Raw genomic sequence first — 11,792 nt, 5'->3', positions numbered from 1 at the left:
CCTGGCCCAGGAATCCGCGCCGCGGGTCGAAATGCAAACCAGCATGGGCACCATCGTCCTGGAACTTGCACCGGACAAAGCCCCCAAAACGGTTGACAATTTTTTGCGCTATGTCGAGGACGGTTTTTATGACAACACCCTGTTTCACCGCGTGATCAATGATTTTATGATCCAGGGAGGGGGATTCACCCCCGGTTATGAGCGCAAGGAAACCCGGGCACCGGTCATCAACGAAGCCGACAACGGGCTGGAAAATAAACCCGGCACCATTGCCATGGCCCGCACCATGGATCCCCACTCGGCCACGGCCCAGTTCTTTATCAATGTCGCCGACAACGCGTTTCTCAATCATCGCGGCAAAACACCCCGCAAGTACGGTTATGCCGTGTTCGGCAAGGTCGTCAAGGGCATGGATGTCGTGAACAAAATCAAGTCTGTGACAACTGGTGCCGGCGGCCCCTTTGCACAGGATGTCCCCAAAACCCCGGTCATTATCCAGAAGGTTACGCGGCTCAATCCCGAGCAGCCCGCCTCTTCCAACTAATCAGGAATCATCATGGTCAAACTGCATACCAACAAAGGCACGATTGTGCTGGAACTCAATGCCGAGAAGGCACCGAAAACGGTTGAGAACTTTCTGAACTATGCGAAAAACGGCTTTTATGACGGAACGATTTTCCATCGTGTGATTGATAGCTTCATGGTTCAGGGGGGTGGCATGGAACCGGGCATGCGGGAGAAAAAAACCGACGCGCCCATCCAGAACGAAGCTAACAACGGCCTGAAGAACGAACGCGGCGCCGTTGCCATGGCCCGCACCCCGGATCCCCATTCCGCCTCCTCCCAGTTCTTTATTAATGTTTCCAACAATGACTTTCTGAACTTTCGTGCGGAAACCGCCGAGGGCTGGGGTTATTGCGTATTTGGCAAGGTTGTCGAGGGGATGGATGTCGTGGATGAAATCCGCCGGGTCGATACCGGTTCTTTCGGCCCTCACCAGGATGTGCCCAAAGAAGATATCGTCATCGAACGGGTGGAAGTCGAATAACCCGGGTATGGCAACCCTCTTTATTTCCGATCTGCACCTCAGCGATGAACGGCCCGGCATCACCGGGCTGTTCATCGACTTTTTGCAACAGCGGGCCAGTCACGCCGAGGCACTCTACATACTCGGCGATCTGTTCGAAGCCTGGCTGGGCGACGACATGATCCTGCCGGATTACCGGGCGGCCATCGACGCCATGCACGCACTCTCCCGCCGGGTGCCGCTGTATGTCATGTACGGCAACCGGGATTTTCTCATGCGCGAGGAGTTCTGCCGTCAAAGTGGCGCCGAGCTGCTGCCCGAACCAACCACCATTGATCTCTACGGCACGCCGACCCTGTTGCTCCACGGTGATACGCTTTGCACCGACGATCAACCTTACCAGGAGTTTCGTCGCATGGTACGCGATCCGCAATGGCAGGAAGCGTTACTGGCCAAATCGCCACAGGAGCGGCTGGCGCTGGCAAAGCAATACCGGGAAACCAGCAAGCTCGAGACCGGTAGCAAGGATGAGGCGATCATGGACGTCAATGCCAAAGCCGTTGAACAGCTGCTGCGCGATCACAACGTGTTCCAGATGATTCACGGCCATACCCACCGGCCGGCCGTTCACGAGTTCGAGCTGAACGGCCAGCCGGCGCGCCGGATCGTACTGGGCGACTGGTATGAACAGGGTAGCGTGCTGGTCTGTGATAAAAACGGCTGCCGCCTCGAAGGTCTGCCGCTTTAACTATTATTTCACCGCAGAGGTCACGGAGGAGATATCGTCTGTTGTGGTGCTTAAAGGATATAACGGCTGGAGCACTCTTAAATGCCGGATCCACCACGCTTGATCCGGCCTACTTCCTGGAAGGTGTACCGCTTTAATCGTTCAATGCCCGCCGCCGGTAACTTTGCCTCCACGCATATCCTGCACGGAAAAATGGCGGTAATCCTCCGGCAATTCAAATAGGGCCGGGTCGGGATCATAGTTTTCATCGTAATTGACCAGCGTGCGACCGTCTCCGTCAACGCTCCATTCCTGGATCGGAAAACCGTGTTCCAGATGCCGACCGGACGCAAACGTACTCATGGACATATCGCAGGCATCGTGGAGATCGGCGGGAATGTTGTTGAACGTCACCTTGCTGTCATTGGCCAGTATGGCTTTAAAGGCCTGCATGGCATCGACAACATCGGGCATCAGGCCCTTGACGGCCACCACGTCATAACAAACCTCATCATTGGCGAAAAACTGGTAATGCACCGGCGTCATCCCCTGTATTTCAGGTGCGTCGTCCAGTGTCCCCAGATTGCGTTCTTCCAGTTTCAGTTCCATCGGCGGTTCCAGCTCAATATCCTGTCTCTTCAGTGACATCACGGTGCGATCGTCGTCATTGACACTGTAGATGGTATCCGTTTTCCGGTTAAACAGGATAAAACTGGTGGAGCCCTCCCCGTCATCGAAGCGCATGAACTGGTTGGTAACAATCAGGCGGGTTGGATAGGGTTTGACATACTTCTCGTGTTCGACAAAATCAATCTTGACCGACGTCTGCTTGTCCGGGTCCGATTCTGAATTGTTACATCCTCCCAGCAGCGTCAATGCCACCAGGCTCATCATTACGGCTTTGTACTGCAACATCATCCTGCCCCTTCAATATAATCCAGTTCGGCTTCAGAAAAACCGGCTTGCAGGCGTGAGGCCCTGTCCAGCGGACCCCGCCCGCCAGCCGGCATGTATTGATTGAATAATTCGCGGAACGTCGCCTCGGGGGGTAAACTGCGCTGTTCACACAAATAACGGAACCAGCGCGAGCCGATGGCCACATGCCCGACTTCATCACGTTGAATGATCCGTAACAGATCCACGGCGTTATCATCGCCGCTTTGTTCCAGCTTGCGCATGATCCCCGGCGTCACGTCCAGCCCGCGCGCTTCCAGTACCCGCGGCACCAGCGCCATGCGCACCAGCGGATCATGGGCGGTCTGCAGACACATCTCCCACAAGCCATTATGTGCCGGAAAATCGCCGTAATCGTAACCCAGATGACGCAGATGATCGCGCAACAGGCTGAAATGATAGGCCTCCTCGCGCGCAACTTTGATCCAGTCAGTGTAATAATCCCCGAGCAGATCCCGAAACCGGTACACCGCGTCCCAGGCCAGATTGATGGCGTTGAATTCGATATGACAAATAGAGTGGATCAGCGCCGCCCGGCCCGCCTCACTGGCCGTACTGCGGGCCGGCAGATCCCGCGGCGCCACCAGCTCGGGCCGAGCCGGACGCCCCGGCTCCGAGAGCGATACACTCTTGTCACCGGCTTCGTAACCTAACTCCCCCGCCTGCCAGGCGGCGGCTACCGTCCGCGTCTGCTGCAGTTTGGTATCGGGATCCGCGACACGCAGACAGGCCTCGGCCTCGTCAAAAACAGAGGGACGAGGGACGAGGGACGAGTTACGAGGCGTATCCGGTTGGTTCATGACGATTATTGTAACAGTCTCTTTTCAACAATGAAGAACAGTGTCAGGGCAACAAGCCAGAGCGGACCGCGACAAAATCACCTCGTCCCTCGTTACTCGGCACTCGGCCCTGTTTTAATCGCGATAACCAGATCCATGACATTGGTCCCGGTCGGGCCGGTGGAGATCAGCGCCCCGGCCTCGGCCAGAAAAGTACCGCTGTCGGCCTGCGCCAGAGCCTGGCTGGCATCGCCGGGGTAATCGGCGGCCTGTCGCACGGTGGTGCCGTCGATCATCGCGCCAGCGTCGTTGCCGGACCCGTCACTGCCATCGGTGGCGCCGCACAGGACGCTGATACCCGGCTCGCCGGCCAGCGCCAGGGCCAGGCTCAGCGCCAGATGCTGGTTGCGTCCGCCACGCCCCGCTTGCGACGGTAATTCCACAGTGGGCTCACCACCCCAGACATAGATCCCGGGCGCCGCCGAGCGCAGGAACCCGGCCAGCTCTGAAGCCACCTCGGCGACCGGACCATAGCAGGGCGGCTGTATCGCCACAGGCAGATCCCGGCGCCGGGCGGCCTCGGCGACGGCCTCACAGGCCTCCTGATTGCTGGCAACTATATGTTGCTCCACCGTCGGCAACCCTGCCCGTGCGGGCGGGCAAGTGGCGCTTTTGGCCAGCAAGGCCCTCAGCCAGTCGGGGAGATTCGATGGGAGGGTCGCCTGTTGCGGGCTCAGCAGTCCCGAACCGATCACAGCCGGATCATCGCCGCGCACATCGGAGATCATCAGATTGAGCACCGGCCGCTCGCCCAGATAATTCAGTAACTTGCCCCCCTTGAGACAGGACAGGGCCTTGCGCACCCGGTTCATCCCGGCGATGTCGACGCCACTGCCCAGCAGCCACGTATTGACCCGCTGCAGGTCCGCCAGGCTCACTCCCGGCGGCAAAACCTCCAGCAGGGCCGAGGTGCCGCCTGAGATCAGGCTCAGCAAGGGCATGGCGGGCGGCAGTTGCGCCACATACTCGAGCAGTCGCTGACCGGCCTGCAGACTGGCTTCATCGGGCAGCGGGTGGCCGGCTTCCAGGCATTGCCAGCGTGGCGACAGGCCGGCCTCCCCATAACCGTGTTTGGTGATCAGCAGCCCCCGATCGATCCGTTGCCCGAGGACCGCCTCCGCTCCGCGGGCCATGGCCGGGGCTGCCTTGCCACAGGCCAGCACGGCCACCGACGTGTCGGCCGGCCAATCCCGCTGACGCAGATAACGGCGGGTCACCGTCTGGCCGGCGACCGCTTCGAGGCCGGCCTGATAGAGCGACAATAACAGGGAGCGGGAATCGATATCGGCGTGTTGCATGGGCTGACACCATACCCGTTTTATTACGGGGGTCAATAAACAGGGTCCCGCGCTGGCGTCGGGGCAAAATGGTGCTAGGCTGAAACTATTGTCTATCTTGCCGTCAGTTGACCCGGCGGACGGCCTTTCACGGAATGAAACCAGCGAGGACTTCCCATGCTTCCCAAACCGGTTTATGAAGTATTGCCCTATTTTTATGTCTGCGGCGGAATCGCCGCCATGCTGCTGCTGGACAGTGTCATGTCCTTTGTCTGTGGTCTGCTGATGAGTGTCACCGGTGTGCTGGTATTGTGGCTGCGGCGTAATCATCGTCAACCTGCCCGGGTGTTAATGGAACAGGGATGGCAGGCCGAATAGCTGCCCTTCTCCCGCCTGCAATCTGATAAGCTCTTCACAGCAGACGCTGTGGAGAGTTTTTTATGGCCTCTTTTCCCCAGGTAGCGGTCGGTGCCATCGTTCGCCGTGGCACGGCCGTATTACTGATTCAACGAAGTACCGAGCCCAATGCCGGCCAGTGGACCATCCCCGGCGGTAAAGTCCATGCCGGCGAAACCCTGCAACAGGCCGCGGAGCGGGAAATCAGGGAGGAAACCGGCATACACATCCGGGCGGGTGAGCCGGTCTACAGTTTCGATGTCATTGAACGGGATAACAAGGGTGAGCTGCGTTACCACTATGTCATCGTGGATTTGCTGGCCGACTATGTCGATGGCGAGCCCATGGCCGGCGACGACGCGCGCGACGCCGCCTGGATCGAACCGGAAACCCTGACGCGGCTCGACGTTAACGCCACAACCCGGCAGCTTCTGGCCCGGCTGGAAGTGAGCCCGGGCTTACACGAAACCGACAATCAACAGAGCAACTACCGCGACCGAGATACCCAGCGAGACCAGTAAGCCCCGCTTGTTAAGTTCACGGGGATAATTGGCCTCAATCGCCTCATCCTGCTCGGCATCAGCCGACTGTTGAGCATGATCCGCCTGCTCTTCATTGAGCATCAGCGGACGATTATCCGTAAAAGTATAAGGTTTCATACTGCATCCCTCTGAGTTCGAACCCATTCAGTATCATCCTGATGGATACCTGAATTCTAACAGCGTCACCAGAGGGAAGATTGTCAGCCTTTTCTGAAAATCGTGTAGGACAAATCCTACAACCTGGAATCGCGACAGATTGCGAAAACCTCCTTTTTTTATACGCTCTGGAAAATAACGCGGAGATCGCAAAGACGCAAAGCGCGCAAAGAAACATAATATTTAGAGTTCCTGATGATTTGAACTTTTAGGCTTCATTTCAGACAAGCAGATAAAAAGTTATCTCCGCGTTCTTTGCGTCTTTGCGTCCTTTGCGTTATTTCCAGCTCCTGTAATGCGAAGCACAGCCCATCATCCCAGTCCGCGTTCGAGATCGGCGATGATGTCGCCGACGTTTTCCAGGCCGACGGCAATACGCACCAGTCCCGGGGTAATCCCTGCATCGGCACGTTGTTCGTCGCTGAGCCTGCCGTGGGTGGTGGTCGCCGGATGGGTGATAGTACTTTTGGCATCGCCCAGGTTGGCGGTAATGGACAACAGACGGGTATTGTCGATCAGTTTCCAGGCGGCCTCCTGTCCGTCTTTGACTTCAAAGGCCAGCACACCGCCATACCCGCTCTGTTGACGAGTCGCAAGTTCATGCTGCGGATGATCCGGCAAGCCCGCATAAAACACCTGGCTCACGTTGGGATGCTGTTGCAGATACTCGGCCAGTTGTTGGGCATTCTCGCTATGCGCTTTCATGCGCACGCCAAGGGTTTCCAGTCCCTTGAGAAAGACCCAGGCGTTGAATGGACTGAGACTCGGTCCACCGGTGCGCAAAAAACCGAACACTTCTTCCCCGACCAGCTTACTATCGCCCACCACTGCCCCGCCGATGCAACGGCCCTGCCCGTCGATGTATTTAGTCGCGGAATGGATCACGATATCCGCACCCAGCTTGAAGGGTTGTTGCAGCACGGGCGTGCAAAAACAGTTATCCACCACCAGCAGACAATCGTTGGCATGCGCCAGATCGGCCAGTGCCTGGATATCGGCCACTTCAGTCAAAGGGTTCGACGGCGTTTCCAGAAACAGTAGTTTGGTTTCAGGTCGGATCGCCTGTTGCCACGCCTCAAGATCGGTCAGCGGAACATAGCTGGTCTCGATGCCGGCCTTGCTCAGATACTTGTCGAACAACACCACCGTGGTGCCGAAAATCGATCGCGAGGAGACAACATGATCACCCTGTTGCAACAGACCCAGGCAGGTACTGAGAATCGCGGACATACCCGAGGCCGTCGCCACACAGGACTCGCCGCCTTCCATCGCGGCCAGACGCTGCTCAAAGGTGCGTACCGTCGGGTTGGTAAACCGTGAATAGATATTCCCCGGCGATTCACCCTTGAAGCGCGCCGCCGCCTCGGCGGCACTGCCGAACACATAACTGGAGGTGGCAAAAATCGGTTCCGAATGCTCGTTTTCCGCCGTGCGCACCTGCCCGGCACGCACTGCCAGTGTCTCTATCGCCCACTCGTCATCAAAGTTCGTCATCGTTAATCCTCAGCATTGTTCGATAGAAACTCTTTCTCTCGCCAGGACGCAAAGGCGCTGAGAAAATAAATTTGGTCTTGGCGAGCTCCGCCTCGGCGAGAGATTATTATTTACCCCGCAGACAACAAAAAACCCGCCAAGCTGTTCAAGCCAAAGCGGGTCCGCGCTCGCTTTAGCTGGATTTATTACGCGCCCGCAAGTTGAGTTAAATCGGCGCGATGAAATTTATCATAGGTCAGTGACAATACGGCGTCAAGTCGCTTACACCGAGTTGCGAATTTCCACCACTTCGCCGTCGTCGATATTCGAGTCCTGACTGCGTGCCTTGTCGTTACGCAGGGATTCGATATGCTGCAGATAGGCTTCGCTGACATCGCCTGTCACATAGGTACCATCGAAAACCGAGGTATCAAAGCGTTTCAGATTCGGTACTTTCTTCTTCACTGCCTCGATCAAATCGGACAGATCCTGATAGATCAATTTGTCTGCACCAATTGCCCGGGTGATTTGTTCCTCGTCACGACCATGCCCGATCAATTCATTGGCGGCGGGCATATCGATCCCGTAAACATTGGGATAACGTACCGGCGGCGCGGCCGAGGCAAAATAGACCTTGTTGGCCCCGGCTTCGCGCGCCATCTGGATGATCTGTTGTGAGGTGGTACCCCGCACGATGGAGTCATCCACCAGCAGCACATTCTTGCCACGGAACTCCAGCTCGATGGCATTGAGTTTCTGATGCACCGATTTTTTGCGTTGTTTCTGCCCCGGCATGATAAAGGTGCGGCCGATATAACGGTTCTTGATAAAGCCTTCACTGTATTTGACACCCAGGGTATAGGACAACTGCAGCGCGGAAGTGCGGCTGGTATCGGGAATCGGCAGCACCACGTCGATATCGTGATCCGGCCATTCACGCATAATCTTGCGTGCCAGATAGTCCCCCATACGCAGGCGCGCCTTGTAAACCGAGACCCCGTCGATCAGGGAATCGGGACGGGCGAAATAGACGTGCTCGAAAATACAGGGCGCCAATTCACTCTTGTCGGCGCACTGACGGGTATGCGGGGTTCCGTCGGCGTCAATGTAAATCGCCTCGCCCGGATCGAGATCGCGTACCAGCTCGAAACCAAGCACATCGATCGCCACGCTCTCCGAGGCGATCATGTATTCGGTGCCCTGGTCGGTATGCCGTTTGCCGAACGCCACCGGACGGATACCGTAGGGATCGCGAAAGGCGAAAATGCCTCGCCCGGTAATCATGCCCACCACCGCATAGGCCCCCCGGCAACGGTGGTGAACGGCACTGACCGCAGCAAAAATGTCATCGGGGCTCAGGGTGAGCGTGCCCTGATCCTGCAGCTCATGGGCGAAAACATTGAGCAGAATCTCCGAATCCGAATTGGTGTTGATGTGCCGCCGATCCGACAGGAACAGATCCCGCTTCAGTTCCTTGGCATTGGTCAGATTGCCATTGTGCGCCAGGGCAATACCAAACGGGGAATTGACATAAAAAGGTTGCGCCTCCGCCGAGCTGGCACAGCCGGCGGTCGGATAGCGTACATGGCCGATACCCATATTGCCCGGCAGGCGCAGCATGTGCCGGGTATGAAACACATCCCGTACCAGGCCGTTGTCCTTGCGCATATACATGCGATCGTTTTCGCAGGTCATAATCCCCGCTGCATCCTGACCACGGTGTTGCAATACCGTCAGGCCGTCATACAGCGCCTGGTTAACTGCCTGCTTTGCCACGATGCCAATAATTCCGCACATTCCACACTATCCTGTCTGTTGCTTGTGTAACCGGGTTACACCGTCAAAGTATAGTTCCACCGCCGGTCATTCAAACCGGAAATTGTCGCCAATCGAGTCCGGTAACAGGCTCTGAATCCCTTCGGCAATCGCCTGGAAACGGAACAGAAAAAACGACTCGTCCCACCAGGGCTCTTTGGGCAGGGTCGTCAGCCCCGCCAGCAGAACCAGTATCGAGATAATCAGTATGCCGCGCCCGAATCCGAACAACAGGCCCAGAAACCGATCCATTTTGGTCAAACCGGTACGATACACCAGTTTGACCGCGAAAAAATTCACCACGCCCGAAACGATCAGAGACAGAACAAACAGCCCGACAAAGGCCGCAATCAATCTGAACGTCGGATCCTCGAAGGTGTTGGTCAGCAATCCGGCCAGTCCGGTGGCGAAGGTCAGCGAGACCCAGAACGCCAGAATCCAGCCGGCCAGCGACAACGCCTCGCGTACAAAACCGCGCAACAGACTGATGAACGTGGAAATCACCAGGATTCCCAGGATCGCGTAATCGACGCCCAGCATCAGCCCGCCGCGGTTCCCGTATCAGATGCCGTCCCGGATGCCATTGCGGATCCCATCCCGAAACCCATCCCGAATCCCATCATGGATGCGCCACCACCAGACCTTCGAGCTTGAGTTTGGCCTGCAGTTCCTGTTGCAGTTCCTCGGCCTTGCTGCGCCGCACTTCGGGCCCGACCCGGACCCGATAAACCGGGCCATTATCGATGGACACTTTTTCAACGAAGGTACTGTAGCCCTGTTTCCGCAGTTTATCGCGCAGTCCCAGCGCATTGCTCTGTTGACTGAAACTGCCGACCTGCACGGCCCACGCCTTGTTGTCGACGGCCGAATCATCGACTTGAGCATCGGAACGGGATTCGGTTTGCGCCGTCGTCTCCTCGCTGGCGGTTGACGGCGCCGGCTCTGGCGCCGGCGGGGTATGCTCATCCACGGGACGGCGACGAACCGGCTCGGCAGGCGGTGGCGCCGCCGGCGGTTCGATATCGAGGGTTTTCACCCGATCCACATGTTCGGGTTTGGCCGGGATGTTGGACTCGACGATGGACATGTCCCCGTCCCGATCGCCGCTGAGCAACATGGGAATGAAGATGACAGCCAGGGCGACCAGCACGATGGCCCCCACTATGCGTTGCTTGAGCTGATTTTCGTCCACGACACTCCCGACACAGGGCACTGGAAACAGGGGCGTATTATAGGGGCTGGGAGAGGGCCTCCGCCACCGTATAAAAGGACCCGAACACCACAATGCGATCGCCGGGCGCGGCAACGGCGCGGGCCTGTTCCAGGGCCTGTGCCATGTCGCTGCAGGGGGTCACCGACGCCGCGCCCAGTTCGCGCAGGATCGCCTCCAGCCGGGCCGCGGAGGCCGCCCGCGGCACCTCCGGCAAGGCCACGGGAAACCAGCCGGCCATCGAGCTCAGGATGGGCTGCAACGCGCCGTGCAGGTTCTTGTCCCCCATCATGCCGACGATGGCCCAGTTGCGCCCCGTCACTGGTTCAGCGACCAGGACCCGGGCCAGTTGTTCGACGCCGTCGGGGTTATGGGCCACATCCAGCAGCAGAGGGGGATCGCCGGGAATGGTCTGCAAACGCCCGGGCAGGATCATCTGCGCCAGGCCCGCGTCGATCCGGGTCCGATCGAGCGGGAAATGCTCGCGCAGCAGCCACAGCACCATCAACGCCCCGGCCAGATTGCGATACTGGTGCTCGCCGCCCAGGACCGGACGCGGCAGATCGGCCAGCGTCTGCTGTACAGGCAGCCTGCACTGCCAGTCCCAGCTGTCGCCGTGCAAGTGGTAATCGAACTCGTTGCCCAGCCGGTACAGCGGGGCCCCCAGCTTGTCGGCCCGATCGACGATGGCCGCCGGCGGGCTGGGATCGCTGCACACCACCGGTCCGCCGGGGCGCATGATCCCGGCCTTTTCACCGGCAATGGTCTCGCGATCCTCCCCCAGCCAGGCGGTATGGTCGATCCCGATGGCGGTGATCAGCGCCACGTCGGGATCGACAATATTGACCGCATCCAGCCGCCCGCCAAGGCCCACCTCGAGCAGCACGATCGCCGGCGTGACATCGGCGAAGATGCGCAGCGCCGCCAGGGTGCCGAATTCGAAATAGGTCAGCGAGGTGTCGCCGCGCGCCTGATCCACCCGCTCGAAAGCCTCGACCAGCGCCGTGTCACTCACCGGCTTGCCATCGAGACGAATCCGCTCGTTGTAGCGCAGCAAATGCGGTGAGGTATACGCCCCGACCCGGTAGCCCCCGGCCGATAGCATCGCCTCCAGCGCTGAAATACTCGAGCCCTTGCCGTTGGTGCCGGCCACCGTGACCACGGTAAACGGCAGGGGCCCGGGACACAGCCGGGAAAACACCTCCCCGACCCGCGCCAGCCCCAGCTCGATCTCACTGGGGTGTAGCGTTTCCTGCCACTGGAGCCATTCTGCGAGGGTGTTAAAACGCATAGATATTAATTGGTGTGGGAGGCGATTTTATCGGCGAACGGATTCGAGGCGGATGAATAGGAAGGATCGAGGTTACAAACTCAAA

The 11,792-nt window shown here is 58.4% G+C and carries 14 protein-coding genes; 5 read left to right on the top strand and 9 right to left on the bottom strand.

Going from position 1 to position 11,792, the window contains the following annotated elements; translation table 11 throughout:
- The first annotated feature begins 31 nt into the window (after window positions 1-31).
- The 3 genes from U5K34_RS09675 to U5K34_RS09665 are packed head-to-tail and all read left to right on the top strand — an operon-like array spanning window position 32 to window position 1,775.
- Window positions 32-544, top strand: a complete 513-nt coding sequence (locus tag U5K34_RS09675; RefSeq protein ID WP_322568256.1) for a peptidylprolyl isomerase — start codon at window positions 32-34, stop codon at window positions 542-544.
- A gap of 12 nt (window positions 545-556) precedes the next feature.
- Window positions 557-1,048, top strand: a complete 492-nt coding sequence (locus U5K34_RS09670; RefSeq protein ID WP_322568190.1) for a peptidylprolyl isomerase — start codon at window positions 557-559, stop codon at window positions 1,046-1,048.
- 7 nt (window positions 1,049-1,055) lie between these two features.
- Window positions 1,056-1,775: a UDP-2,3-diacylglucosamine diphosphatase gene (locus tag U5K34_RS09665; protein ID WP_322568189.1), complete on the top strand. Its 720-nt coding sequence runs from the start codon at window positions 1,056-1,058 to the stop codon at window positions 1,773-1,775.
- A gap of 141 nt (window positions 1,776-1,916) precedes the next feature.
- Here the strand turns inward: U5K34_RS09665 and U5K34_RS09660 are convergent, their stop codons facing one another.
- The 3 genes from U5K34_RS09660 to U5K34_RS09650 all read right to left on the bottom strand — a co-directional run bounded on the left by U5K34_RS09660 (window position 1,917) and on the right by U5K34_RS09650 (window position 4,845).
- Window positions 1,917-2,672 (bottom strand): hypothetical protein, encoded by a 756-nt coding sequence (locus U5K34_RS09660; RefSeq protein WP_322568188.1) that lies wholly within the window; start codon window positions 2,670-2,672, stop codon window positions 1,917-1,919.
- A complete protein-coding gene (locus tag U5K34_RS09655; RefSeq protein ID WP_322568187.1) occupies window positions 2,669-3,508 on the bottom strand; it encodes a ferritin-like domain-containing protein in 840 nt (279 codons plus the stop codon). The genes U5K34_RS09660 and U5K34_RS09655 overlap by 4 nt, the downstream gene beginning before the upstream one ends.
- Window positions 3,509-3,600: 92 nt before the next feature.
- Complete coding sequence (locus tag U5K34_RS09650; protein WP_322568186.1) at window positions 3,601-4,845, bottom strand: glycerate kinase type-2 family protein; 1,245 nt, start codon at window positions 4,843-4,845, stop codon at window positions 3,601-3,603.
- Between the two features lie 156 nt (window positions 4,846-5,001).
- Here U5K34_RS09650 and U5K34_RS09645 point away from each other — a divergent pair, with 156 nt between their 5' ends.
- Both U5K34_RS09645 and U5K34_RS09640 read left to right on the top strand, forming a co-directional pair.
- Entirely contained in the window at window positions 5,002-5,202 is a 201-nt protein-coding gene (locus tag U5K34_RS09645) for a hypothetical protein (protein WP_322568185.1), read from the top strand.
- A 62-nt stretch (window positions 5,203-5,264) separates the two neighbouring features.
- Window positions 5,265-5,741 (top strand): NUDIX hydrolase, encoded by a 477-nt coding sequence (locus U5K34_RS09640; RefSeq protein ID WP_322568184.1) that lies wholly within the window; start codon window positions 5,265-5,267, stop codon window positions 5,739-5,741.
- Here U5K34_RS09640 and U5K34_RS09635 read toward each other — a convergent pair.
- From U5K34_RS09635 to folC, 6 genes are all read right to left on the bottom strand, one after another.
- Window positions 5,679-5,879, bottom strand: coding sequence for a hypothetical protein (locus tag U5K34_RS09635; RefSeq protein WP_322568183.1), 201 nt, complete (start codon window positions 5,877-5,879; stop codon window positions 5,679-5,681). The genes U5K34_RS09640 and U5K34_RS09635 overlap by 63 nt on opposite strands.
- 351 nt (window positions 5,880-6,230) lie before the next feature.
- Complete coding sequence (locus U5K34_RS09630; protein ID WP_322568182.1) at window positions 6,231-7,412, bottom strand: O-succinylhomoserine sulfhydrylase; 1,182 nt, start codon at window positions 7,410-7,412, stop codon at window positions 6,231-6,233.
- Between the two features lie 261 nt (window positions 7,413-7,673).
- Window positions 7,674-9,188: an amidophosphoribosyltransferase gene (gene purF / locus U5K34_RS09625; protein ID WP_322568181.1), complete on the bottom strand. Its 1,515-nt coding sequence runs from the start codon at window positions 9,186-9,188 to the stop codon at window positions 7,674-7,676.
- Window positions 9,189-9,254: 66 nt separating this feature from the next.
- On the bottom strand, window positions 9,255-9,746 hold the full coding sequence (locus tag U5K34_RS09620) for a CvpA family protein (protein ID WP_322568180.1): 492 nt from the start codon (window positions 9,744-9,746) through the stop codon (window positions 9,255-9,257).
- A gap of 79 nt (window positions 9,747-9,825) precedes the next feature.
- Complete coding sequence (locus U5K34_RS09615; protein WP_322568179.1) at window positions 9,826-10,398, bottom strand: SPOR domain-containing protein; 573 nt, start codon at window positions 10,396-10,398, stop codon at window positions 9,826-9,828.
- 37 nt (window positions 10,399-10,435) lie between these two features.
- Entirely contained in the window at window positions 10,436-11,707 is a 1,272-nt protein-coding gene (folC, locus tag U5K34_RS09610) for a bifunctional tetrahydrofolate synthase/dihydrofolate synthase (protein WP_322568178.1), read from the bottom strand.
- Between the last annotated feature and the right edge of the window lie 85 nt (window positions 11,708-11,792).

The organism is Thiohalophilus sp., from assembly GCF_034521165.1.
Classification (GTDB): domain Bacteria; phylum Pseudomonadota; class Gammaproteobacteria; order UBA6429; family Thiohalophilaceae; genus Thiohalophilus.
Note: the sequence above shows the minus strand (reverse complement) of the source record. Positions and strands in the feature narration are given on the sequence as shown.

Coding starts and splice junctions, on each gene's coding strand:
- U5K34_RS09655 (WP_322568187.1), bottom strand. CDS start 3,508: ATGAACCAACCGGATACGCCTCGTAACTCGTCCCTCGTCCCTCGTCCC.
- U5K34_RS09665 (WP_322568189.1), top strand. CDS start 1,056: ATGGCAACCCTCTTTATTTCCGATCTGCACCTCAGCGATGAACGGCCC.
- U5K34_RS09650 (WP_322568186.1), bottom strand. CDS start 4,845: ATGCAACACGCCGATATCGATTCCCGCTCCCTGTTATTGTCGCTCTAT.
- U5K34_RS09635 (WP_322568183.1), bottom strand. CDS start 5,879: ATGAAACCTTATACTTTTACGGATAATCGTCCGCTGATGCTCAATGAA.
- U5K34_RS09675 (WP_322568256.1), top strand. CDS start 32: ATGCAAACCAGCATGGGCACCATCGTCCTGGAACTTGCACCGGACAAA.
- purF (WP_322568181.1), bottom strand. CDS start 9,188: ATGTGCGGAATTATTGGCATCGTGGCAAAGCAGGCAGTTAACCAGGCG.
- U5K34_RS09670 (WP_322568190.1), top strand. CDS start 557: ATGGTCAAACTGCATACCAACAAAGGCACGATTGTGCTGGAACTCAAT.
- U5K34_RS09640 (WP_322568184.1), top strand. CDS start 5,265: ATGGCCTCTTTTCCCCAGGTAGCGGTCGGTGCCATCGTTCGCCGTGGC.
- folC (WP_322568178.1), bottom strand. CDS start 11,707: ATGCGTTTTAACACCCTCGCAGAATGGCTCCAGTGGCAGGAAACGCTA.
- U5K34_RS09660 (WP_322568188.1), bottom strand. CDS start 2,672: ATGATGTTGCAGTACAAAGCCGTAATGATGAGCCTGGTGGCATTGACG.
- U5K34_RS09630 (WP_322568182.1), bottom strand. CDS start 7,412: ATGACGAACTTTGATGACGAGTGGGCGATAGAGACACTGGCAGTGCGT.
- U5K34_RS09620 (WP_322568180.1), bottom strand. CDS start 9,746: ATGCTGGGCGTCGATTACGCGATCCTGGGAATCCTGGTGATTTCCACG.
- U5K34_RS09645 (WP_322568185.1), top strand. CDS start 5,002: ATGCTTCCCAAACCGGTTTATGAAGTATTGCCCTATTTTTATGTCTGC.